The 24,358-nt window shown below is 64.8% G+C and carries 20 protein-coding genes; 13 read left to right on the forward strand and 7 right to left on the reverse strand.

The annotated features are described in order from the left end of the window. Positions 1-20: 20 nt before the first annotated feature. A complete protein-coding gene (gene serB, locus AC3A4M_RS10015; protein WP_498735632.1) occupies positions 21-914 on the reverse strand; it encodes a phosphoserine phosphatase SerB in 894 nt (297 codons plus the stop codon). A gap of 129 nt (positions 915-1,043) precedes the next feature. On the opposite strand from serB, the gene AC3A4M_RS10020 reads away from it, so the two are divergent. The 6 genes from AC3A4M_RS10020 (at position 1,044) to lplAB (ending at position 5,719) form a co-directional block, all read left to right on the forward strand. After that, positions 1,044-1,832, forward strand: a complete 789-nt coding sequence (locus tag AC3A4M_RS10020) for an ABC transporter ATP-binding protein (RefSeq protein WP_498735633.1) — start codon at positions 1,044-1,046, stop codon at positions 1,830-1,832. Positions 1,833-1,845: 13 nt separating this feature from the next. Then, positions 1,846-2,622, forward strand: a complete 777-nt coding sequence (locus AC3A4M_RS10025; protein WP_498735634.1) for a sulfite exporter TauE/SafE family protein — start codon at positions 1,846-1,848, stop codon at positions 2,620-2,622. Beyond that, on the forward strand, positions 2,619-3,425 hold the full coding sequence (locus AC3A4M_RS10030; protein WP_498735635.1) for a TrmH family RNA methyltransferase: 807 nt from the start codon (positions 2,619-2,621) through the stop codon (positions 3,423-3,425). Before AC3A4M_RS10025 ends, AC3A4M_RS10030 begins: the two co-directional genes overlap by 4 nt. A 176-nt stretch (positions 3,426-3,601) precedes the next feature. After that, entirely contained in the window at positions 3,602-3,856 is a 255-nt protein-coding gene (locus AC3A4M_RS10035; RefSeq protein ID WP_074702428.1) for a type B 50S ribosomal protein L31, read from the forward strand. A gap of 161 nt (positions 3,857-4,017) precedes the next feature. Then, positions 4,018-4,575 carry an NADPH-dependent FMN reductase gene (locus tag AC3A4M_RS10040; RefSeq protein WP_169998357.1) on the forward strand — a complete coding sequence of 186 codons (558 nt, stop codon included), beginning with the start codon at positions 4,018-4,020 and terminating at the stop codon, positions 4,573-4,575. An 82-nt stretch (positions 4,576-4,657) separates the two neighbouring features. After that, positions 4,658-5,719: a lipoate-protein ligase LplAB gene (gene lplAB / locus AC3A4M_RS10045; protein WP_498735636.1), complete on the forward strand. Its 1,062-nt coding sequence runs from the start codon at positions 4,658-4,660 to the stop codon at positions 5,717-5,719. Here lplAB and AC3A4M_RS10050 read toward each other — a convergent pair. After that, a complete protein-coding gene (locus AC3A4M_RS10050; protein WP_498735637.1) occupies positions 5,614-6,555 on the reverse strand; it encodes an alpha/beta fold hydrolase in 942 nt (313 codons plus the stop codon). The genes lplAB and AC3A4M_RS10050 overlap by 106 nt on opposite strands. Positions 6,556-6,718: 163 nt before the next feature. Between AC3A4M_RS10050 and AC3A4M_RS10055 the strand changes: the two genes are divergently transcribed. Then, positions 6,719-8,749 (forward strand): hypothetical protein, encoded by a 2,031-nt coding sequence (locus AC3A4M_RS10055; protein WP_498735638.1) that lies wholly within the window; start codon positions 6,719-6,721, stop codon positions 8,747-8,749. Here the strand turns inward: AC3A4M_RS10055 and pepN are convergent, their stop codons facing one another. Then, positions 8,750-11,371, reverse strand: a complete 2,622-nt coding sequence (gene pepN / locus AC3A4M_RS10060) for an aminopeptidase N (RefSeq protein WP_498735958.1) — start codon at positions 11,369-11,371, stop codon at positions 8,750-8,752. A 102-nt stretch (positions 11,372-11,473) separates the two neighbouring features. Between pepN and AC3A4M_RS10065 the strand changes: the two genes are divergently transcribed. From AC3A4M_RS10065 to AC3A4M_RS10080, 4 genes are read left to right on the forward strand one after another with little or no spacing between them, the layout of a single operon-like run. Next, complete coding sequence (locus AC3A4M_RS10065; protein WP_498735639.1) at positions 11,474-13,039, forward strand: circularly permuted type 2 ATP-grasp protein; 1,566 nt, start codon at positions 11,474-11,476, stop codon at positions 13,037-13,039. Between the two features lie 37 nt (positions 13,040-13,076). Further along, positions 13,077-14,003 (forward strand): alpha-E domain-containing protein, encoded by a 927-nt coding sequence (locus tag AC3A4M_RS10070; RefSeq protein ID WP_498735640.1) that lies wholly within the window; start codon positions 13,077-13,079, stop codon positions 14,001-14,003. Continuing rightward, entirely contained in the window at positions 14,000-14,851 is an 852-nt protein-coding gene (locus AC3A4M_RS10075) for a transglutaminase family protein (RefSeq protein WP_498735641.1), read from the forward strand. Before AC3A4M_RS10070 ends, AC3A4M_RS10075 begins: the two co-directional genes overlap by 4 nt. Positions 14,852-14,868: 17 nt before the next feature. Beyond that, a complete protein-coding gene (locus AC3A4M_RS10080; protein ID WP_498735642.1) occupies positions 14,869-15,864 on the forward strand; it encodes an adenosine deaminase in 996 nt (331 codons plus the stop codon). A gap of 32 nt (positions 15,865-15,896) precedes the next feature. Here the strand turns inward: AC3A4M_RS10080 and AC3A4M_RS10085 are convergent, their stop codons facing one another. Beyond that, on the reverse strand, positions 15,897-17,339 hold the full coding sequence (locus AC3A4M_RS10085; protein ID WP_498733919.1) for an SDR family NAD(P)-dependent oxidoreductase: 1,443 nt from the start codon (positions 17,337-17,339) through the stop codon (positions 15,897-15,899). A gap of 111 nt (positions 17,340-17,450) precedes the next feature. Continuing rightward, positions 17,451-18,719, reverse strand: a complete 1,269-nt coding sequence (gene glgC / locus AC3A4M_RS10090; RefSeq protein ID WP_498735643.1) for a glucose-1-phosphate adenylyltransferase — start codon at positions 18,717-18,719, stop codon at positions 17,451-17,453. A 104-nt stretch (positions 18,720-18,823) separates the two neighbouring features. On the opposite strand from glgC, the gene glgA reads away from it, so the two are divergent. Continuing rightward, the gene (gene glgA / locus AC3A4M_RS10095) at positions 18,824-20,020 is read left to right on the forward strand and encodes a glycogen synthase (RefSeq protein WP_498735644.1); all 1,197 of its coding nucleotides are present in this window, start codon (positions 18,824-18,826) and stop codon (positions 20,018-20,020) included. Positions 20,021-20,072: 52 nt separating this feature from the next. Here glgA and AC3A4M_RS10100 read toward each other — a convergent pair whose 3' ends face one another. Beyond that, the gene (locus AC3A4M_RS10100; RefSeq protein ID WP_498735645.1) at positions 20,073-22,190 is read right to left on the reverse strand and encodes an acyl-CoA dehydrogenase family protein; all 2,118 of its coding nucleotides are present in this window, start codon (positions 22,188-22,190) and stop codon (positions 20,073-20,075) included. A gap of 10 nt (positions 22,191-22,200) precedes the next feature. Then, the gene (locus tag AC3A4M_RS10105; RefSeq protein WP_498735646.1) at positions 22,201-22,932 is read right to left on the reverse strand and encodes a TetR family transcriptional regulator; all 732 of its coding nucleotides are present in this window, start codon (positions 22,930-22,932) and stop codon (positions 22,201-22,203) included. 75 nt (positions 22,933-23,007) lie between these two features. Here AC3A4M_RS10105 and AC3A4M_RS10110 point away from each other — a divergent pair, with 75 nt between their 5' ends. Then, entirely contained in the window at positions 23,008-24,357 is a 1,350-nt protein-coding gene (locus AC3A4M_RS10110) for an acetyl-CoA C-acetyltransferase (RefSeq protein WP_498735647.1), read from the forward strand. The last annotated feature ends 1 nt before the right edge of the window (position 24,358 follow it).

The raw sequence follows: 24,358 nt of genomic DNA on the forward strand, positions 1-24,358 counted from the left end.
CCAGAACCTCTCGAAGCCGGTCAGACGCCGGCGAAGAGCCTGGCGACGTCCAGATAAGGGATGTTGATAGCGGCGTCGGCGGCTTCGCGCACGGCCGGTTTGGCGTTGAAGGCCACGCCAAGGCCGGCGGCGGCCAGCATGTCGAGGTCGTTGGCACCATCACCGATCGCGATGGTCTGTGCCAGGTCGATGTTCTCGGCCTTGGCCCACTCACGCAGCGAGGCTTCTTTGGCAGCCCGATCGACGACGGCGCCATCCACCAATCCGGTCAGGGCACCTTCCGCCGTGCCCAGCAGGTTGGCCCGCCAGTAATGGAGTTTCAGATCCTCGGCCAGCGGGTCGAGGATCTGGCTGAAGCCGCCGGATACCACGCCCACCACATGCCCCGCGTCAAGGAATGCTTCCACAAGCTCGGCGGCCCCGTCAGAGAGCTGAACGGTCTCCCGGACCCGCTCGGTCACGTCCACGGGCAGATCCCGAAGTGTCTCCACCCGCGCATGGAGGCTCTCGGCAAAGTCCATTTCGCCGCGCATTGCCGCTTCGGTCACGGCAGCGACCTCCATATGCGTGCCGGCGTGCTCGGCCAGCAGTTCGATCACTTCCTGCTTGATCAGCGTGGAGTCCACGTCCATGATCAGCATCTTGCGGCGTGGTCCCGCCAGTTCGGCCGGCATGACCGCCGTTCCTAAGGTATCGGTGATCACCGGTTTGACCGCCGCCCGCAGCGCCGAGAGGCCGGCGGCGGTATCGCCGTCGTACCCGACGGTCAGTATGGTGGCCTTGAAGCGGTCGTTCTTGAAGTTTTCCAGTTCCACAATGTCCCCGCCGGCTTCGGACACGGCGTGCTGGACGGCGGCAAGATAGTCGTCGGGGAGTTCGACGCCGTAGGAAACAACGCGGAAAAGCGAGAGCATGCGGGATAGATCCTTATCTTAACTGCGGGGCCGGACGGATAAACAACGGGGAAATGTGCCGGATCCCATCATCGGTAACCGGCGTAGCGTTTGGCGAATGCTACGGCTTTTAGCCTAATGTCTACTCCTATGAGCGATGTTCTTGAATTTGCCGGAGTCAGCGTTGTCCGCGGGCGCAAGACCCTGCTTGACAGCGTCGACTGGCAGGTCAAGGACGGTGAGCGTTGGGTTATTCTCGGTCCGAACGGTGCAGGTAAGACGACGCTGCTGCAGATCGCCGGTGCCCGTCTCCATCCTACCAAGGGCGAAGCCGGCATCCTCGAAGAGACCATGGGCTCGGTGGATGTTTTTGAGCTGCGGCCCCGGATCGGCCTGGCATCGGCGGCGCTGGCCAGCCAGATACCCGAGCATGAAACGGTCCTCAACGTCGTGGTGACGGCCTCCTACGGTGTCACCGGACGCTGGCGCGAGCAGTACGAAAAGATGGACGAACGCCGCGCCTTCCGACTGTTGAACCAGTGGGGCATGTCCACCTTCCTGAACCGCCCGTTCGCCACCCTGAGCGAAGGCGAACGCAAGCGCGTGCAGATCGCCCGTGCACTGATGGCGGATCCGGAACTGCTGCTGCTGGATGAGCCGGGCGCCGGACTGGATCTGGCCGGCCGCGAGGACTTGGTGCAGCGCCTGAGCGAACTGGCCGCCGACGAGGATGCTCCCGCCCTTGTCCTGGTCACCCACCACCTCGAAGAAGTGCCGCCGGGCTTCACCCATGCCATGCTCCTGCGCGAAGGCGGCGTGGTGGCGCAGGGCCCCATAACCGAAGTCCTGACCGAAGAAAACCTCAGCTCGGCCTTCGATATGCCGCTTGAACTCAAGGAAGACGGCGGCCGCTACACCGCCGTCGCCCGGCGCAGCTAAGCTCTGCCCCTAGATGGATTTACTGCAGGCTGGAATCATTGCCCTGGCCGGGCTCTGGGCCGGAACGATCAACAGCATTGTCGGTTCCGGCACGCTGGTCACCTTCCCCATCCTGGTGGCGCTCGGCTTCGCCCCGGTGACGGCGACCATCTCCAATGCCATGGGTTTGATCGCCGGCAACGTCGGGGGAGTCTACGGCTACCGGCGTGAACTTTCCGGGCTCCGCAGCACCCTCAAGGTCCTGTTGCCTGCCTCGTTGCTCGGCGGCATCACCGGAGCGGCCCTGCTGTTGAACCTGCCCGAAGCAGTGTTTGAATACGCCGCCCCGTTCCTGATCGTGATCGCCCTGCTGTTCGTGGTCTTCCAGCCCCGGCTGCAGAAGTGGGTGCGTGAACGCGAGGCCGCCCAGGCCCGGGAGAAGAGCCACCCCTGGGTGCTGCTGTTCCTGGTCTACTTCGCCGGCGTATACGGCGGCTACTTTGTCGCCGCCCAGGGCGTCCTGCTCGTCGGGATCCTTGGTGTGTTCCTGCACGGCACGATCCAGCAGGCCAACGCCATAAAGAACGTGCTGGTGCTGGGCGTCAACATCATTGCCGCCATCTCCTACATGATTTTCGCGTTCGACCGGATCGACTGGTGGGTGGTGCTCATCATCGCGGTCAGTTCCCTCATCGGCGCCCTGGCAGGCTCCGCCGTGGGCCGGCGGCTCAAGCCTATTGTCCTGCGCGGCATCATCGTTGTCCTCGGCCTCGTGGCGCTCTACGTGATGATCTCGAACCTCATCGCATGAACTTGCAGTATCTGTCCTCGGCCCAGGATCCCCGCGTGGCCGACTACACCCAGCTGACCGACACGGCGCTGCGCCGGCGCCGCGAACCGGCCGAAGGCATGTACATTGCGGAGAGTTCCAAGGTGCTGCGCCGGGCCATCGGCGCCGGCCACACCCCGCGATCCTTCTTCCTGGCCGAAAAATGGCTGGCGGACCTGGAGGATGTGATCACGCAGTTCCCGGATGTCCCGGTGTTCGTCGGCGCGCCCGAGGTCCTCGAAGCGATCACCGGCTTCCACCTGCACCGCGGTGCAATGGCCGCGATGAACCGCCCTACCCCGCTGCCGGTCGCCGCGGTTCTCTCCGGCGCCCGCCGCGTGGCCGTGCTGGAAGACATCGTGGACCACACCAATGTCGGCGCCATTTTCCGTTCCGCTGCCGCCATGGGCATGGACGCGGTGCTGATCAGCCCCCGCTGCGCGGACCCGCTCTACCGCCGAAGCATCCGGGTGAGTATGGGGACGGTCTTCCAGATCCCGTGGGCACGGCTGGACGACTGGCCGGGTGAACTCGCCCTGTTGAGCCAAGAAGGATTTACGACGGCGGCGCTGGAACTTACCGAGGACGCCATCACCCTCGATGAACTCGAGTCACGCGATTTCGACAAGCTCGCCCTGGTCTTGGGCACCGAGGGTGCAGGTATGCTGCCGGAGACCCTGGCCGGCGTCGATCTGAAAGTCATGATCCCCATGCGCGCGGGCGTGGATTCCCTCAACGTGGCCGCCGCCAGCGCGGTGGCTTTCTGGGCCTGCCGCCCGGACTGAAATGTCCGGAGCATGGGTGCGCGCCGCGACGGGCCCGCTGCCAAGCCGGGTTGCCTTCCGGTTTCGACGTGGGGGCTTGGATACGGTAGTGTTTATTGCTGGTCCTGTGTGGACTGCTCTCTTTCCAATCCTTAAAGCCGCTGGCAAAATCCAGGGGCGCGATCAAAGGTTACACAATGAAGTCTGATATTCACCCGAAGTACGCCCCGGTTGTTTTCCGCGATCTGGCGTCCGGCGTTTCCTTCCTGACCAAGTCCACTGTTGGTTCCAACAAGACTGTTGAGTGGGAAGACGGCAACACCTACCCGCTGATCGAGGTTGAAATCTCCTCCGAGTCGCACCCGTTCTACACCGGCAAGCAGCGCATCATGGACAGCGCCGGCCGTGTGGAGCGCTTCAACGCACGCTTCAAGGGCTTCGGCAAGAAGTAATTCTTCGCCCACAGCTTTCCGCGAATGCCCGTACCGTTCTGGTGCGGGCATTCGTGCTTTAACGGAACCTCACGCCCTCGGGAGGTTAGGATGCGACTAGGCCCACCGCGCCGCAGATACGAGCACGACTGAACCGCCTTCGTCGAATGGAGAAGTCCGCCATGTTGAAAATCGCGATCATCCTCGGCAGCACCCGCCCCGGCCGCACTGGCTCGCCCGTGGCCAACTGGGTTTATGAGCACGCCCGCCAGCGTACGGATGCCGAATTCGAGCTGATCGACGTCGCCCAGCAGAACCTGCCTCTGCTCGACGAGCCGATGCCGCCGTCCACCGGGCAATACAGCAAGGACCATACCAAGGCGTGGTCGGCGAAGATTGCCCCGTTCGACGGCTACATCTTCGTCACCGCGGAGTACAACCATTCGGTTCCCGGCGCCCTGAAGAACGCCATCGACTTCCTGTACGCGGAGTGGAACAACAAGTCGGCCGGATTCGTCAGCTACGGCAGTGCCGGCGGCACCCGTGTGGTGGAACACCTGCGCGGGATTGCGGCCGAACTGCAGCTGGCCGATGTCAGGGCCCAGGTCTTCCTGCCCTTCGATGATGAATTCGACGACGACCAGGACTTCGTCCCCACGGACGAGGCCACCGAAGCCCTCACGCCGCTCTTCGACCAGGTCATTGCCTGGGCCGGGGCGATGAAGACGCTGCGCAGCTGACCTGCCCCGCTTCGCGCACTGGCCGCCGTCGGTGGTAAGACTGGAACGTTAAGTTGGTAGGCGTGGAGCACAGGGAGCGCAGATGTCAGAACACCGGCATGGTGAATACAAGGTCCTCGGCGGCAAGCTGGTTGTCGCCGACCTCGACGTCCTTGATGGCCGGCTGGCCAACGTTTCAATCAGCGGGGACTTCTTCCTCGAGCCCGACGAGGCGCTGGCGGACATCAACGCAGCCCTGAACGGACTGTCCACGGAGGCCAGCCACGGCGAGTATTCCGCAGCCATTTCCGCCGCGCTGGCTGCCGACGTCGTGCTTTTCGGATTTTCGGCCGATGCGGTGGCCGTGGCAGTGCGGCGCGCCTTGGCCAAAGCAACTGGATGGCTTGACCATCACTGGCAGGTCATCGGGCCGCAGACGCTGCCCATCCACCTCAACGTTGCCCTGGACGAGGTACTGGCACGGCGGGTGGGCGAAGGCAAACGGCCGCCCGCGCTGCGCCTGTGGGACTGGGACGAGCCGTCTGTGGTCATCGGCAGCTTTCAGTCCGTGCGCAACGAGGTGGATCCGGACGGAGCCGAGCGCCACGGCGTCACGGTAGTCAGGCGGATCACCGGTGGCGGAGCGATGTTCATGGAGCATGGCAACGCCATCACGTACTCCCTGTATCTGCCGCAGACCCTCGTGGACGGACTGTCCTTTGAAGCCTCGTATTCGTTCCTGGACGCCTGGGCGATGGCCGCACTGAAGAAGGTGGGCGTAGAAGCCTTCTACCAGCCGCTCAATGACATTGCGACGCCGGAGGGCAAGATCGGCGGGGCTGCGCAGAAGCGGCTGGCCAGCGGTTCCATGCTGCACCATGTGACCATGTCCTATGACATCGATGCGGACAAGATGACCAACGTGCTCCGGATCGGCAAGGAGAAGCTTTCCGACAAGGGCATCAGCAGTGCCAAAAAGCGGGTCGATCCGCTGCGCCGTCAGACCGGGTTGTCCCGCGCCGAGATCATCAACACCATGATGGATACCTTCAAGGACCGCTACGGGGCGGTGGAGGCCGGGATTTCCGAAGAGGAACTGGCTGCCGCCAAGGAACTCGCGGCCACCAAGTTCGCCACCGACGAATGGCTCAACCGCGTGCCCTGAACCTTCGGTGCAAGGAATTCCGAAACGAGGCGGTTGAAGTCGTCGGCGCGCTCGATCGCCGCAACGTGCGAGGCCCCGTCTCCACGGATGACTTCGAACCGTGCGCCGGGGATCGCGTCGGCGACCTCGCGCGCTATCCAGGGTGGCGTCAGCAGGTCCTGCTCGCCAACGAGGACCAGAGTGGGTGCCGTGATTGCGCCCAACCGGTCAAGGGCGTCGAACTGCAGGTAGGCATCTGCCTGCCGCCCGTAGGCCTCGGGACTCATCGGATACGGATTGCTTGCCAATAGCGCGGCGGTGTCCCGCACAGCCTCGTGGTTCCGGAGGAAGGCTGTGGAGAACAGCGACACGAACTGCTGGCCGCCAAACACCTGCCCCGTAGCGTCGTTCGCCTTGACCCAGCTCCAGATCTGGATCGGGTCGACGGCGCTTCTGGCCGGCGCGGCTCCCGATGCGGCGAGCACCAGCCGATCCAGCCGGTCGGCGTGCCGTAGGGCGAATTCCTGGGCAATCATCCCGCCCATGGAAAGCCCCAACAGGTGGGTCCGGGCAATCCCCAGCGCGTCAAGCAGGCCGGACAGGTCGTCCGCCATGTCCGCAATGGTGTACGGATGGCTGGCTTTCGAGCTGCGGCCCGCGTCGCGGTTGTCGACCAAGACCACCCGGAACTGGGTGGACAGGGCCGGGACCTGCGCCAACGTCCAGAGCGACGAGTCGTAGCCTATTCCCATCACCAGGACGAGTTCAGGTCCTTCTCCATGAATTTCGTAATACAGCACCTGCCCGTTCGTCTGCACCGTGCCCGCTGATGGCAGTTTTGCCTGGTTCGTGTTCATATTGATGCTCCTTGTGAGTGACCCGTCATCGGCTCGCGGCGTCTCCCGCGGCCAGAGATCGGGCTTGGTAAACCCCTACGCGTGGGGAACACTGTTACATGGGTAACCCCCGGTGTTACACCGGGGCCGGGTCTGAGCAGGCATGGCTGGGGATCGGTGAGCGATGTACGACGACGCCGAAGCGCCGCTGGTGGAGCAGGCGCGCGAGGCATACTCCAGCGGCGAGTGGTCGCAGGCGTACGACCTGCTCGTCGGACTGGACGCGCGCGGCCGACTTTCGGTGCAGGACCTGGGGCTTCTGGCCGAAGCCGCCTATGGCGCCGGTCATCTCGACGTGACGATCGAGGCGTGGGAACGCGCGCATGCGGAGGCTGTGCGCCTCGGCGACCCGATCGCAGCGGCCGGTGCGGCGGCCCGCGTAGCCTTGCATCTGCTCATGGATACTGCTCTGATGGCGCCGATCCGCGGGTGGGTCAAACGGGCAGAGCGGCTCTTGGCGGGCCAGGAGGAGACGCCGGTCCATGCCTGGCTGGCGGTCATCAGGAGCTACGAGCGCCTGATGATAGGCGACGTCGGCGCCGCGCGCGAATGGGCCGCCCGGGCGGTCGAGGTGGGTTCGAGCTGCAACCCGGCAGCGGCTGCCGTCGGCAGGGTGGCAGAGGCCCACGCGGTAATTCTGGAGGGGGACGTCCGCCGGGGCCTGATACTTGTCGACGAAGCCGCGGTGGCCGCCGTCTCCGGTGAACTGGATGCCATGTCGACGGGAATGGTTTACTGCGAGCTCGTGTGCATGCTCCAGGGGCTCGCTCAGTACGACCTCGCCGAGGAGTGGACGGAGGCCATGGAGCGGTGGCGCCACGGAAACGGTATCGGCAGCACCCATGGTCGCTGCCGTGTCCACCGTGCCCAGATCCTGCGGCTTCGCGGGGCAACCGCCGAAGCGGAGCAGGTGGCCCTGGCGGCGTGCGCGGAGCTCCGGCCATATCTTCGGCGCGAGTTCGGGTGGCCACTTACAGAATTGGGCCGCGCGCGATACCAGTTAGGCGATCTAAACGGTGCGGAGGAAGCTTTCCTCGCAGCTCGCCAGGCTGGCTGGGATCCGGAACCGGGCCTCGCCCTTGTGCGGCTGGCTCAGGGCGACGTGGCTTTGGCGGCCGCATCCATCCGGGACTCACTCGAACATCCCGTGACCGTCCCTTCCAAGGAACTCCCGCCGAACACCGCACTACGCCGGGCTCCGCTGCTGGCCGCAAGCGTCGAGATCGAAGCGGCGGCCGGAGCCCTCGTGGCCGCCCGTGACTCCGCCGACGAACTTGCCCAGATAGCCGCCTCGTTCGAGAGCAGGGCATTGTCTGCCAGTACGGCTATGGCGAACGGACGAGTGCGGCTCGCCGCCGGTGAGGTGCCCGGAGCCCGGAGTGCCTTCCAGAGTGCCGTGCAGCTGTGGAGCCTGGTAGGAGCACCTTACGAAGTCGCCTTGGCGCGCACCGGGCTCGCACAGGCGCACCGCGCTGCGGGGGATGAAATCAGTGCCGGCCTGGAGCAGGCGGCTGCCGATGCTGCCGTCGAAATCCTTAGAGCGGGCCATCAGGCAGAAGAACGCAAAAGCGGGCCCAACTCCCTCCGCCGGACAGGCGACTACTGGTTCATCTCATTCGAGGAAAACACTGTTGCCCTGCGCGATCTGAAGGGGCTTCACTATCTGGCGCGGCTCCTCGCACATCCCGGCAGGGAGTTCCACGTGCTCGACCTCGTATCGAGCGGGACTGATCCAGCTGCGGTCCATGCGGGTCTGCCTGATCCCGAGCTCCCGTCTTCCGGCTGGGGAGACGCAGGCCCCATGCTGGACGACCAGGCGAAGAACGCCTATCGTCGGCGACTTGCGGAGATCGATGAGGACCTCGATGAGGCCCGTCTCATGCGGGACCGCGGGCGTGTTGTCCAGGCGGAGGCGGAACGCGAGTTCCTCATCCGCGAGCTATCTAGGGCTGTCGGACTCAGCGGGCGTGGCCGGCGCGCCGGCTCCGCATCCGAACGCGCCCGCGTCAGCGTGACCCGGGCAATCCGCCATGCCATGGACCGGATTCGTGAGCACGACCCGCCGTTGGCGGAGCACCTCGAGCGGACCATCCGGACTGGGACTTACTGCGTCTACCTCCCAGACTCACGCGTCAACGTGGCCTGGGTAACCTGATCAGAATGCCTGGACCAACTGCCGCCCCTGCACAGTCAGGGCGCGGAGCAGATGGTCGCGCTGCTCGATGACGATCCGGCGCAGGGCGGCCGGCGCGTCGCTGTGGCCGGCCAGCCATTCGTCCGTACGAACAACGACGGCGTGCTGCCGCGGCTCGGCGCCCGGCTCGAGGTCCTGGGCAAGGGGATAGAAACCCCTGACAATGCGGCTGGCAATCTCGATGCTCTTCTGCGCCCAGACGCTTTCGATGCTCTGGAAGTACGGCTCGACGTAGGGATCCAACAGTTCATGGTCGGCGGCGGTAAAGCCGTCGATGGTCGCATCGAGCAGTTGGTTGGACAGTTCGGAGCCGGCCACTGCGTCAGCCCAAGCCTGCGCCTTGACTGCAGGATCGGGACGCGCTGTCATGGCTGTCAGGTGCCCTGCTCTGCCGGCTGCGTTCAGGTCCGCCGCCAGCTCCGTGTCCAGCTGCTCCTGGCTGGCGTGGCCGGTGGCGGCGAGTGCCTGCCAGAAACGCCAGCGCAGGTCGGTGTCCAGCGTCAGCCCGGCAACGCTTTCAGTGCCGTTCAGCAGGTCTGCGATGTAGCCGGCATAGCGCGGGGTCGAGCGGGATAATGCGGCCAGGGACCGGGCCCAGGTCAGCTGCTGGTCGCTGCCGGGCGCGGCCTTTCCCAGTTCCAGCCGCACGGAGTCAACAAAGCGCTCCCGCTGTACCGTCCGCTCAACTGCGGGCAGGTAGCGATCCAGCGCTGTCCTGGCACAGTCGAGCAGCATTTGCAGCACACCGTTGTCCGATTCGGCGGGAGCGAAGCGTTCCACGGCGCCCAGGTAGTCTGCCGGTGCCAGCAGCCCGTCGCGGGTCATGTTCCATAAGGTTGACCAGCACAGGGCGCGGGCCAACGGATCGGTGATCTTGTCCAAGGCAGAGAGCACGGTCTGCAGCGAGGCGGCATCGAACCGGACCTTGGCGTACGTCAGGTCGTCGTCATTGACCAGCAGCAGCGCCGGGGCTGGCCGCCCCGCGAGCTCCGGAACGTCCGTCGCCGCTCCGGCCAGGTCCAGCTCCACGGAATCGGTCCGCACCAGGGCACCACCGGCGTCGAAGTTGTAGAAACCGAGCCGGAGCCGGTGCGGCCTCTCTACGGTCCGGGCGGTGACGGGATCCATTGCCTCCTGGACCAATCGCACCCGGGCCAGCCGGTCGCCGTCGTACTCAGTCTCCGGAACCAGCGTGGAAATGCCGGCAGTCTGCAGCCACAGGGAGGACCAGCGGCGCATATCCCGCCCCGAGGCGTCGCTGAGGACGGTCAGGAAGTCATCAAGGCTGGTGTTCGAGTAGGCGTTGTCCCGGAAGTACTGGCGGGCGGCACCGATAAAGGCGTCGAAGCCGACATAGGCGACCAACTGCTTGAGCACCGCGGCGCCCTTGGCATAGGTAATCCCGTCGAAATTTTGCTTGGCGGCCTCCAGGTCCCGGATGTCGGCGACGATCGGATGCGTTGTGGGCAGCTGGTCCTGCACGTAGGCCCAGGCCTTGCGGCGGTTGGCGAACGCGACCCAGGCGTCCTTCCACGCGGTGGCTTCCACCAGCGCCAGCGAGCCCATGTAGTCGGCGAAGGACTCTTTGAGCCAGAGGTCATCCCACCACTGCATCGTGACGAGGTTGCCGAACCACATGTGGGCCATCTCGTGCATGATGGTGTTTCCGCGTGCCTGGTACTGGGCATCCGTGGCCCTGGATTTGAAGACGTAGGTTTCGGTGAAAGTGACCAGCCCCGGGTTTTCCATGGCACCGAGGTTGTATTCGGGCACGAAGGCCTGCTCGTACTTGCCGAAGGGATAGGGGTACTCGAACAACTCGTGGAAAAAGTCCAGTCCGGCCTTGGTGAGCGTGAGAATTTCCTTCGCATCGAAAGCCTCCGCCAGCGATGCCCGGCAATAGGCCCCCAACGGGACCTCCAGTTCGGTGCCGTCCGCAAGGGTGCGCTTCCAGCTGTCCTCGACGAAGTGGTACGGGCCGGCGAGGACCGTGGTGATGTAGGTGGAGATGCGCTCGGTCGGGGCAAAGCGCCGGATCGAGAATCCGGGCGTAGAGGTCATCTCCTCACACACCGCCAGCGGGCTGTTGGAGGACACCTGCCAGTCCGACGGCGCAGCGACATTGAAGGTGAAGCTGGCCTTCAGGTCAGGTTGTTCGAAGTTGGCGAAGACCCGGCGGGCATCCGCCGGCTCATACTGCGTATACAGGTAGATCCGGCCGTCCGCAGGGTCCACGAACCGGTGGAGTCCCTCGCCGCTGCGGCTGTAAGGGGCAGTACCGACGATGGTGACTTGGTTTTCGGCGGCCAGGTCCGCGAGGTGGATACGCGAGCCGTCCACGACGGCGTTCGGATCCAGCTGGATCCCGTTCAGCATGACCGAGTGGATGCCATCGTGGATAAAGTCCACAAAGGTCCCGGCTCCCGGTTCATTGCACTTGAACGTGATGACGGAGCGGGAAATGTAGCCGGTTGCCTCCGGGTCCAGGACACCTCGCAGGTCCAGCGCTACATCGTAGTTCTCGACTTCGATGAGTTCTGACCGTCGGCGGGCCTCGGACCGGCTAAGATTCTCGTTCTTCACCCGGCCCATTTAACCATGGTGGCCAGCGCACTGGTCCGCGGTAAACACGCTGTTGTGGAGCAAAAGCGTGTGCCGGAGCCAAATACGTGAAACGCTTTTGCCATGTCGGACTTGTTTGAGGACTACGCCACCGCGGCGAAACGCAGCCCTGCCTTCGACGAGATGTTCGGCGCCGGCCAGATGCCGCGCGCCGAGTACGCGCATGTGGCGGCAGCACTGGGGGAATTGACGCTGGCGGATGTCACCTCACGGGCAGATTCCATGGCCCGGACCTTCCTGGACCGCGGCGTCACCTTCGACTTCGCCGGCGAGGAACGGCCCTTTCCGCTGGATCTCGTGCCGCGGATCATCTCAGGGTCCGACTGGAACATCCTGGAGCGCGGCGTCACCCAGCGGGTCCGGGCACTGGAGTTCTTCCTGGACGACGTCTATAACCGGATGTCGGTGGTGGCGGACGGCGTGATTCCGCGCAAGCTCATCACCTCCAGCGCCAACTTCCACCGGGAAGCATACGGCTTCGATCCGGCCGGAGGCGTGCGCGTGCATATCGCCGGAATCGACGTGGTCCGGGACCAGTCCGGCACCTTCCGTGTCCTGGAGGACAACGTCCGCGTTCCCAGCGGCGTCAGCTACGTGATCGAGAACCGACGCGCCATGGCGAAGGGCCTGCCGGAGGCATTCGGGCAGCAGCCCATCCGCCCGGTCGAGGAATACCCGCGGCGGCTGCTGACGGCGCTGCGCAAAACCGCACCTGCCGGCGCTGAGGATCCGACCGTCGTCGTACTCACTCCCGGCGTTTTCAACAGCGCCTATTTCGAACACACCCTGCTGGCCGGACTGATGGGCGTGGAACTGGTCGAAGGCCGGGACTTGATCTGCCGTGCCAACCGGGTCTACATGCGCACTACCGGCGGCGAGCAGCGCGTGGACGTGATCTACAAGCGGATCGACGACGAGTTCCTCGACCCGCTGCAGTTCAGGTCCGATTCGATGCTGGGCTGCCCCGGCATCGTCAATGCGGCCCGGGCCGGCAACGTGACCATCGCCAATGCAGTGGGCAACGGCGTCGCCGATGACAAACTCGTTTACAGCTATGTGCCGGACCTGATTCGGTACTACCTGAGCGAAGAGCCTATCCTTCCCAACGTGGACACCTTCCGGTTGGAGGAACCCCAGGCCCGCGAAGAAGTCCTGGACCGGCTCGATGAACTGGTGGTCAAGCCAGTGGACGGTTCCGGCGGCAAAGGACTCGTGATCGGGCCGGATGCCACCAAAGAGGAGCTGGAGACGCTGCGCGCCAAGGTTCTCCAGGATCCGCGCGGCTGGATTGCCCAACCGGTGCTCCAGCTGTCCACGGTCCCCACCATGTCCGGCGGCCAGTTCAGCCCGCGCCATGTGGACCTGCGCCCCTTTGCGATTAACGACGGCGACGACGTCTGGGTGCTGCCCGGCGGATTGACCCGGGTGGCGCTGAAGGAGGGGTCGCTGATCGTCAACTCCAGCCAAGGCGGTGGGTCCAAGGACACCTGGGTGCTCGCCGACGATTCGTCGGACACGCAGGTCGAAACGACCGGCAGTCCTGCCGTTGTGCCTGCCCCGCCGGCGCGGGAACAGGCGAGTGTCTGGCCGGTGGATTCAAACTGGCCCGACAGCCAGCCGGAACAGTAAAGGACGTTGTGACACTGAACCAAGGAGGCACGAACCGATGCTGAGCCGCATTGCGGAATCCCTGTTCTGGATAGGCCGGTATGTGGAACGCGCCGATGGTACGGCGCGCATTCTGGACGTCAATCTGGAGCGGCTGAACCAGTTGCAGCCGGACGAGCAGCGCCTGGTGGCGCGGCAACTGCTTGGGATCATGGGCTCGCGCCCGGACAGTGACGACTTCGGCCTGGGCGATCTGCTGAACAAGCTGGCCTATGACCGGGTGAGTCCGACCTCCATCGCCGGTGCGCTCGGGGCTGCACGCGAAAACGCCCGCCGGGCGCGCGAGACCGTCTCCTCAACGCTCTGGGAAGGGCTGAACACCACTTGGTACGGGCTCAGCCAGCACCGTAAGGACGTGGTGGGCACCTACCGGTTCTGCCACTGGGTGCTGGAACGCACCGCCATGATCAAAGGCTTGGCCGATACCACCATGAGCCACGACGAGAGCTGGCAGTTCCTCGCCCTGGGCCGCAGCCTTGAAAGGGCGGACATGACGGCCCGCATGCTCTCCACCCAAGGGGTGCTCTCTGCCGGGCTGTCCTGGGTGAACATGCTGCGCTGCGCGGGAGCTTACGAGTCCTTCTTGCGCACCCGGCGCGGGGCCTCAGGTGAAGAACAGGCCGCGGAGTTCCTGCTGCTGGACCGGTTGTTTCCGCGGTCCATTGTCTACGCGCTCAGCGACGCGGAAAAGGCCCTCGAGCGCCTGGATCCGTCCTATCAGCGGATCGGCTTCATCAACGACGCGCGCAGGATTGTTGGCCAGGCCCGCACCTTCCTGGAGTTCCACCAGCCCGATGATCTGCTGGCCGAGTTGCCCGAGCACATGGACCGCGTCCAGAGGGCCTGCGCCCAGGCTTCCGATGCCGTCACCCGGACCTACTTCGCCCAGCCCATCGATCTGTCCTGGGTGGGGGAAGTCTCATGAGCCGGCTGCGCATCGAACACCGGACCGGGTACCGCTACGACCGCAGCGTCACGCTCTCCTACAACGAGGCACGGATGACGCCCCTCACCGACTCCCAGCAAGTGGTGCTGGAATCATCCCTGACGGTCAGCCCATCGAGCGCCGTCGTCAGCAATTACCGCGATTACTGGGGCACCCGAGTCACGGCCTTCGATATGCAGACGGCGCACGACTTCCTCGAAGTCACCTCGCTGACCACAGTAGAAGTCCATCGCAGCCAGAGGATTCCGGCCGCGGAGGAAACGGCGGATTGGTACGTGCTGCGGTCCGATCCGGTCTTGGACGACTACGCCGATTGGCTGCCCCAGACCCCTCTCAGCGAGCCTGGCGAGGAGGTCCTGAGATCGGTGCGCGAGTTGACGGATGGACTGCCGCCGCATGAGGCCGCCCACGCCCTGATGGCCTGGCTCAAGGCGGAAATGCAGTACGTCCCCGGCGTCACCGGGGTGCAGTCCAACGCTGAGGAGGTGTGGAACCACCGCAAGGGCGTTTGCCAGGACCTGGCACATCTGGGCATCGGCGCGCTGCGCGGCCTCGGTATTCCCGCCCGGTACGTCTCCGGGTACCTGCATCCCAAGCCGGACGCGGGGATCGGCGAGACGGTAACGGGGGAGTCCCACGCCTGGCTGGAGTGGTGGGACGGAGAATGGCGCAGTTGGGATCCCACCAACGCCGGCCCGATCAGCGACCTGCATGTGTCCGTGGCCCGCGGCAGGGACTACCGCGATGTCTCTCCGCTGAAGGGCATACTCTCCGGCGGCGGCCGGTCCGAACTCAAGGTGCAGGTCGAGGTAACCCGGCTGGCATGAAGACGCAGAGGAGCGAAATGAGCGAGCTACCTACCGTGGAACTCCACATCCACATCGAGGGAACGCTGGAGCCGGAGCTGATCTTCCGGCTAGCCGAACGAAACGGCATCGAGCTGCCGTATGGAGATATCGAAGAGCTACGCCGGCACTATGAGTTCATCGACCTGCAGTCCTTCCTGGACCTGTACTACAGCAATATGGCCGTACTCCGGACCGCGGATGATTTCGCCGACATGACCAGGGCGTACCTGACGCGGGCGGCGGCCGCGGGGGTCCGCCACGCGGAAATCATGATGGACCCGCAGGCCCACCTGTCCCGCGGAATCCCTTTGGCCACCTCGGTGGGAGCCGTTGCCGAAGTGTTGGCGAAGAGTGAATCCGAATTCGGAGTCAGCACAGAGCTGATAGCCGCATTCCTGCGGGATCGCCCCGCGGAAGAGGCACTCGCCGTACTGGACGACTTGCTTGAGATGGAAGTACCGATCATCGGTATCGGCCTGGATTCAGCCGAGCGGGACAACCCGCCCCGGAACTTCGTGGCACTGTACGAGAGGGCCCGCCAAGCGGGCCTCAAATGCGTGGCACACGCGGGAGAGGAGGGGCCGCCGGACTATATCCGCGAAGCGCTGGACCTGCTGGCGGTGGACAGGATCGACCACGGCATCCGGTGCATGGAGGACGAGGAACTGGTGGAGCGCCTCATCGCCGAGCAGGTTCCGCTCACTGTATGCCCGCTATCCAATGTGCGGCTGCGGGCTGTGGACACGTTGCCCGAGCACCCTCTGCCGCAGATGCTGCAGCGCGGCCTGAACGTGTCCGTAAACTCGGATGATCCAGCCTACTTCGGTGGTTATATCGACGAGAATTTCCGCCAGGTGCGCGCGGCCTTCGATTTGAGCACCGCGCAGCTAGCCGATCTGGCCGCCAACTCCGTCAGGTCAGCCTTCCTGACGGACACGCGCCGGCGCGAATTGCTGGCCGAGGTTGAACAGTGGCGGCAACAGCAAGCCTAGGTAAGCACGACGTTCAGACTTTGTATCTGGATCTACCATGGTGATGGCTTGTAGTCCTTCAGGAAGCAGCCGTAGAGATCCACGCCTTCCTCCCCTTGGACCACGGGATCGTAGACACGGGCAGCACCGTCGACGAGATCCAGCGGGGCGTGGAAACCTTCGTCGGCCAGCCGCATCTTGGTGTGGTGCGGCCGCTCATCGGTAATCCAGCCGGTGTCCACGGCGGTCATCAGGATGCCGTCCTCGGTGAACATTTCTTCCGCGCTGGTTCGGGTGAGCATGTTCAACGATGCCTTGGCCATATTGGTGTGCGGGTGGCCGGGACCCTTGTAACGACGCGAGAACTGCCCTTCCATGGCGGACACGTTCACGATGTACTTCCGCCGCGCGGACGAGGCAGCCATGGCGGGGCGCAGCCGGCTGACCAGCAGGAACGGCGCCGTCACGTTGCACAACTGGACTTCGAGCATTTCCAGCGGATCCACCTGGTCAACAACCTGCGTCCAGCTGTTAATGTGCGTGATGTCGGGGACCAGTCCACCGGCGTCGATCGCTGTTCCGTTGCTGATCCGTTCCGGCGTCGCGGAACGTGCGGTCAATGCCAGGGCCGTGATCTCGTCCGCCGCAAGCACCGGGTGGGAGGAAACTGAGCCGGCCAGGGCGATCGGATGCTTGTCATGGGCGTGGCCAAAGGTCACCAGTTCGGGGACGGTGCCGGCCCCGGCAGCCAGCGGCTCCGATTCGGCGTCGACGAGGGGACGGTAGGCATTGGGGGAGCGGCGCACGGTCTGGGCGGCATTGTTGATCAGGATGTCCAGCGGTCCCGCTTCGGCGACTGAATCGGCCAGGGCGATGACCTGTGCCGGGTCGCGCAGATCGATCCCGACAATGCGCAGCCGGTGGATCCAGTCCGCGCTGTCTTCCAACGCCATGAAGCGGCGCGCCGCGTCCTTCGGGAAACGGGTAGTGATCGTGGTGTGGGCGCCGTCGCGCAGCAGGCGCAGGGCGATGTACATGCCGATTTTGGCGCGGCCGCCGGTCAGCAGGGCACGCTTGCCGTGCAGGTCGGCCCGCGCTTCCCGCTTGCCGTGGCTGAATGCCGCGCATTCGGGGCAGAGCTGGTGGTAGAAGGCGTCCACCTGGGTGTACGGCTGCTTGCAGATGTAGCAGTTCCGCGGCCGGATCAGATGTCCGGCCACGTCGCCCCGGGCGGAGGAGGTCAGCTGCAGCCCCTGGGTTTCGTCGTCGATCCGGTCCTCGGCCGCGGTAGCAGTCCGCGACATGACCTCCCGGTCGGCGGCAGCAACGGCGTCGCGCTTTTGGATCTTGCGGTGCCGTTTGACGGACTTGAACATCTTCCCGGTGGCGCGGCGCACTGCCACATAGTCCGGATGGTCCTCATCCAGGACATGGATCTGCTCGAGCACTTTCACGCACGCGGCGATTTCTTCCGGGGTCAGGTCTGGCTTGCTCATGTGGTGCTGTTTCACTCCGGAAGACTTGGCAGGGGATGGCCCGCATTGATACCGGGCCTTGCCAAGTTTACTGCCCCCGGGCTCCGTCCGTTGAACCCGGGGGACAGGAGCCTACGGGGTAGCCACCGGCGACGGGTTCTGGAGCAGGACCTCCTGGCCCTTGCTCAACACCGTCAACCCGGAATCGGTCACGGTAAATCCGCGCGCGCGGTCCAGCTCGGCGTCGACGCCGATGCTGGCGCCGGCAGGCACGTGCACATTCTTGTCCAGAATGGCCCGGCGGATGACAGCGCCTTCGCCCACGGTCACCTTGTCCATCAGAACGCTGTCCGACACTTCCGCCCGCTCGGCCACAAAGACATTAGTGGCGAGAACCGAACCGGAGACCTCGGCACCGGAGACCACAACACCCTGGGACAGGATCGAATCAAGCGCGGTCCCGGCGGCCCCGCTGACCCCGCGGACCAGTTTGGCGGGCGGGGAGACGGACTGCCGGGTATAGATCGGCCACTCAAGGTTGTACAGGTTGAATGCCGGAAGCGGGCTGATCAGGTCCATATGCGCGTCGTAGTAGGAATCCAGCGTTCCGACGTCGCGCCAGTACTGCTGGTCGGCAGCCGTCGAACCGGGCACGTCGTTGGCGGTGAAGTCGTAGACGGCAGCCTCACCGCGGTTCACGAAATACGGGATGATGTCCCCGCCCATGTCGTGGTTCGTGTCCAGCCGTTCGGCGTCGGCTTCCAAGGCAGCCAGCAGCGCATCGGTATTGAACACGTAGTTGCCCATGGACGCCAGGAAGCTGTCCGGATCATCCGGCAGGCCCGGGGTGCTGGCGGGCTTTTCGACAAAGGCCTTGATGCGTGTCGGCGCCTGCGGGTCGGTTTCGATCACGCCGAACTGGTCAGCGAGCTTCAGCGGCTGGCGGACGGCGGCGACGGAGGCCGGTGCCCCGCTGGCAATATGGTCCTCAACCATCTGGGAGAAATCCATCCGGTACACGTGGTCCGCACCGATTACGACGACGATGTCCGGATTTTCGTCATGGATCAGGTTCAGCGACTGGTAGATAGCGTTGGCACTGCCCAGGAACCAGCTCTTGCCGCGGCGCTGCTGCGCCGGCACGGATGCCACATAGTTGCCCAGCTGGGTTGCCATCCGCCAGGTCTCGGAGATGTGCCGGTCAAGACTGTGCGACTTATATTGGGTCAGCACGACAATCTTCCGGTACTCCGAATTGACCAGGTTGGACAGCGCGAAATCGATCAGCCGGTAGCTGCCGGCAAACGGCACGGCCGGTTTGGCCCTGTCTGCCGTCAATGGCATCAACCGCTTGCCCTCGCCGCCTGCTAAGACTACGGCGAGAACTTTCTTCTGTGGCATTGCATCTTCCCCGTTCAGTCGCTTAGTTCGTCCGTGAACCAACTATGAAGTCCCCCACGACTTCAGACTAGAGGAGAACCCCCGGGTGCACTACGTTAGGTTTCGTGCGGATAGATATTGTGACGAAGGAATTCCCCCCTGCCATCTATGGCGGCGCCGGTGTTCATGTGGCCGAGCTCAGCCGTGTGCTGGCAGACAAAGTGGATCTGCGTGTCCACGCCTTCGGGGCTGACCGCCCGGCTGACTTCCACGGGGCGACGGTGCGCAGCTATGCGGTTCCGGCGTCCCTGAACGAGGCCAATCCCGCGGTCCAGACACTCGGAGTTGACCTCGAAATGCTCGCGGGCATCGAGGGCGCGGACCTGGTCCATTCACACACCTGGTACGCCAACATGGGCGGACATCTGGCCAGCCTGTTACACAACATTCCGCACGTATTAAGCGCGCATTCACTCGAGCCGCTGCGCCCGTGGAAGGCCGAGCAGCTCGGCGGCGGCTACGCGGTTTCGTCCTGGGTGGAGAAGACTGCCTACGAGGCCGCGGCGGCAATCATCGCGGTGTCCGCCGGAATGCGGAACGACATCCTGCGCAGTTACCCCGATGTGGACCCCGACAAGGTAAAGGTCGTCCACAACGGCATCGACGTCGAACTGTGGCACCGGGACGAAAACGACGACGCCGTTCGCGCCCTGGGTATTGATCCGTCCCGTCCCAGCGTGGTGTTCGTGGGCCGGATAACGCGCCAAAAGGGCGTGCCGTACCTGCTGCGTGCGGCCAAGCTGCTTCCGCCCGAGGTGCAGGTTGTGCTCTGCGCCGGCGCGGCGGATACCCCGGAACTCGGTGCCGAGGTCAACGCCCTGATCGAAGACCTGCGCGCGGAACGCGACGGCGTGGTGCTCATCGAGCGGATGCTTCCCCGGAACGAGCTCATCCAGGTGCTCAGCCATGCGACGGCCTTTGCCTGCCCGTCCATTTATGAACCCCTCGGCATCGTCAACCTCGAAGCCATGGCCTGCGGTGCCGCGGTCGTCGCCAGCGCCACCGGAGGCATTCCGGAGGTTGTCGACCACGGCGTCACCGGCACGCTGGTCCCACTGGAACAGGTCCAGGACGGCACGGGAACGCCGCTGGATCCCGAAAAGTTCGTGCAGGATTTCGCGGCCGCATTGACAGAGACGGTCAGCGACCCGGCCCGCGCCCGGAAGCAGGGCGAGGCCGGACGCCGCCGCGCGGAAGAGCATTTCTCCTGGCACTCCATCGCGGAGACCACGCTTGAGGTCTACCGCAGCGTACTGAAGTAGAGCGCAGAGCCCCGCCGAACCGGTAGCCCTGGCGGCGGGGCTGAGCGTTGGGTCAGTTCCCCGCTGCTGCCTGGCGTTTCTCCCGTTTGGCTGCCGCCTTCTGGCGGGCGATCAGAATTTTCTCATCCACGGGAGCCCCGCCGCTGGCGCGGCGTGTGCGTGCATAGGCCATGGCTTCTTCCTGGCGCATGCCTTCAGCACCGGAGGCGATCTTCGCGCGAAGGTGCTCCGGGCCGTAGCCGAAGGCATCCACCAGGTCCAGCGAGAACGGGCGCAGACGGGCAAGCAGCCTGTTGATGTAGTCGCCGAGCGTCCGGGCGCGCTGTGCGGAGAGCCGGCCGTTCATCAGGTACCAGCCCAGGTTCTTCTCCACCAGACCCAGCCCGAAGAGGTCCCGGACCCAGGTCAGCACCTGGCGGGTGTCCCGGTCCTCCATTCCAGGTAGCGCCCGGGTGAAGGCCTCCCACTGCAGCAGCTCGGCATGCGCGCGCGCCGCTTCGATGAGCTCGTTCTGGTGCTCATTGAACAACGCTGCGGCTTCGGCCTGCGGCAATCTGCTGGCGCTGCGCAAAGCGTTACCCGCCTCCTTGACCATCGCGGACACCCGCTCGGTCAGCAATTGGCGCTGGGTGTTTTCATCCTTGAGGTAATTGGCGGACTTCTTCTCGGAGCCGCTGTCCACAAAGGTCTGAGCGACCTGCCGCAGGCCGGTCCTATGCAGCGTGGCGTCTGCGGCCTTGTGGGCCACCCAGCGGGCCATCACGCCGAAGTCGGCATGGCGGAATTCCTTGGCATAGTCGGCCAGCAAACGCTTGGCGACCAGCTGCAGCAGGACGTTGTTGTCACCCTCGAAGGTCGCGTAGACATCCAGATCGGCATGCAGCGACGGGAGCCGGTTCTCCGCGAGGAAGCCGGCGCCGCCGCAGGCCTCGCGGCACTCCTGAATGGTGTCAAGGGCGTGCCAGGTACTCAAGGATTTGAGGGCCGCGGCCAACGTCTCCAGGTCCTGCCGGTCTTCGTCGGTATCGTGGGTTCCCGAAAAGACACCGTCGAACTGCTCGAGCAGTTCCTCGTGGGCGAAGGAGGCTGCATACGTAGTCGCGAGCCGCGGCAGCAGGCGCCGCTGATGGCGCTGGTAGTCCATCAGCACTCCCTCGGTAGTGTCCGAAGCCGCATTGAATTGCCGCCGCTCGTTGGCATATTTGATCGCGATGGACAGCGCTACCTTGCTTGCGGCTACGGCGGCACCGTCCAGGGACACTCGGCCCTGCACCAGCGTGCCCAGCATAGTGAAGAAGCGCCGGCCCGGGCTGGCAATGGAGGAGCTGTAGGTGCCGTCTGCGGCAACGTCCCCATAGCGGTTGAGCAGGTTGGTGCTGGGGATACGGACGTGGTCAAAATGCAGCCGACCGTTGTCGATGCCGTTCAAACCGCCCTTAAGGCCATCATCCTCACCGCCGACGCCGGGCAGGAAGTTCCGCTGTTCGTCGCGGATAGGGACAAAGAAGGCATGCACACCGTGGTCGACCCCGCGGGTGATCAGATGCGCAAAAACGACGGCGGCAAGCCCGTCCTTGGCCGCGTTGCCCAAGTAATCTTTCCACGCTGCCCGGAACGGTGTGTGCAGCACGAACTCCTGGCTCTGCGGATCGTATGTCGCGGTGGTGCCGATGCTGGCGACGTCGGAGCCATGCCCCGTTTCCGTCATGGCGAAGGCGCCCGGAATATCCATGTTCATGATCCCCGGCAACCACTTGTCGTGGTGTTCCTTCGTGCCCAGGTGGAGCACGGCTGAACCGAAGAGCCCCCATTGGACACCGGCCTTGATCTGCAAGGACGGATCCGCCACCACGAGCTCCTCGAAGCCTGCGATGTTGCCGCCGTGGTTGTCTTCTCCGCCGAGGTATTTCGGGAACGCGCGGTGGACCGCGCCGCTGTCCACGAGGTATTTGAGCTGACCGGATACTCGTTCCCGATGTTCGGTCATGGTCAGCCCGTCAATGCCCTGGACCTCGGGGCGGCCGGCCAGCTCGCGGGCCTGCCGGCGGATGTCCGCCCAGTTGCCGAGCAGATGGCCGCCCAGCGCAGCAACATCCACGGCGACCGGGGCCGTGATGCCGTCTTCCGGGAGTTCGGGGGCGCTTGTGTTGGTGACTGTCACTTGGGTCATCCTTGATCCTTCAGATGGTGGTTTTGTTCTTGTTGCTAGTGCTGCCGCCGGCGTTCGACGCGATCTGGGCGATGCCGTCAAAGAGCCAACCGGTGAGCTGCTCCGTCATTTGCTCCCTGCTGGGCTTGTCGTCGCCTTCTGGTGCTCCGAGCCAATGTTCGCCAGCTGCGCGGACCATACCGATGGCGGCGGGAGGCCAGTATGCGGCGGCTTTGAGCTGGGCTTCGGTGCTCTTGCCGGCTGTGAGATGGGCACGGAACGGAGCCTCCATCATGGCCGTCACGGCGGCGAAGAAGTGGCTCAGGACCGCCGCGCCACCGGCACCGTCCGCCTCGATTCCCGTCACTGAAGAGGTTTCCGCTCCGCCGGGCCGGGTAACAAAGGCGTAGACATGGGGCGATGATTCAGCCATTTGCAGGTAGACCGAAACCATCGCATGCAGCCCTTCGCGGGCTGTTGTGGCGGTCTCCGCCGCTTCCTGCAGTTTGTCCTGCATGCGTCCGATCACCACTTCGCCGACCGCCCGCTGGAGACCCGCCTTATCGCCGAAGTAGCGGTAAAAGACTGGTTTCGAGGTGCCTGCTGCCGCGGCGATCTCTTCCATCGACGCGTCCGGGCCCAGCCGGTGCACAGCCTGTCGGGCCGCCCTGATGAGCTCACGGCGCCGGGTAGCCCGGTGGGCATCCCACCGAGCCGATCGTCCATCTGCCGCAGGTTGTCCATGGGCAAGAGCTGTATTCACGATACTCAGCGTATCAGGTACGCTAGGTAGCAGTAACTACCTGATCTGCCACCGAGCTCCGAGGAGAACGCCCCCATGGCTGCTTCACCCGATGTGTCCGCCGCTTCCACTGACTCCGCCGCTGGTGCGGGAATCCGCAAGGCGGTAGTCATCGGTGGAAACCGCATCCCCTTCGCCCGCGCCAACGGCGCCTACACCAAAGCCAGCAACCAGGACATGCTCACCGCGGCCCTCGACGGCCTGGTTGCCCGTTTCGGACTGCAGGACGAACGCATCGGCGAGGTCGCCGCCGGGGCGGTACTCAAGCATTCGCGGGACTTCAACCTCACCCGCGAAGCCGTGCTCGGCTCCGCGCTCTCGCCGGAGACGCCCGTTTACGACCTGCAGCAGGCCTGCGCCACGGGACTGGAAACGGTCATGGGACTGGCGAACAAGATCAAACTGGGCCAGATCGAATCGGGAATCGCGGGCGGTGTCGACTCCGCCTCAGATGCGCCGATAGCAGTCAGCGAGGGACTGCGCGCTGTGCTGCTGGAGCTGAACCGCGCAAAGACGCTGCAGCAGAAGCTCACCGCCGTGGCCAAACTCAGGCCGAAGGACCTGGCGCCCAATGCCCCTGGTACGGCCGAACCCCGTACCGGGCTGTCGATGGGGGAGCACCAGGCCCTGACCACTGCCGCCTGGAACATCTCCCGGGAAGCACAGGACGAACTGGCCCTGGCCAGCCACACAAACCTCGCCGCCGCCTACGACCGCGGCTTCTTCGACGATCTGGTCACCCCCTACCACGGCCTCACCCGCGATGCGAATCTTCGCGCCGACACCTCGCTGGAGAAGCTCGGCAAGCTGGGGCCGGTATTTGGCAAGAGCCTCGGCGAGAAGGCGACCATGACCGCCGGCAACTCCACGCCGCTGACCGACGGTGCGTCGGCCGTCCTCATTGGCTCGGAAGACTACGCCCGCGCGCACGATCTGCCCATGCTTGCGGACATAGTCGACTCGGAAGCGGCAGCCGTGGACTTCGTGCACGGCAAGGAAGGGCTGCTGATGGCACCGGCCTACGCCGTCCCGCGGCTGCTGGCGCGGAACAACCTCACCTTCGAGGACTTCGACTACTTTGAGATCCACGAAGCATTTGCCGGCACCGTACTGTGCCACCTGGCCGCGTGGGAGAGCGAAGAATTCTGCCGCAACAAGCTCGGGCTGGACAAAGCGCTCGGGGCCATCGACCGCAGCAAACTCAACGTCAACGGTTCATCGCTCGCGGCCGGTCATCCCTTCGCCGCTACCGGGGGACGGATCGTAGCGACGCTGGCCAAGCTGCTCCACGAGAAAGCGGCAGCCGAGGGCAACCGCGGACGCGGACTGATCTCGGTCTGCGCAGCAGGCGGCCAGGGCGTCGTCGCCATCCTGGAGGCCCGCTAAG

Source organism: Arthrobacter sp. Soil_C_60 (assembly GCF_057656375.1).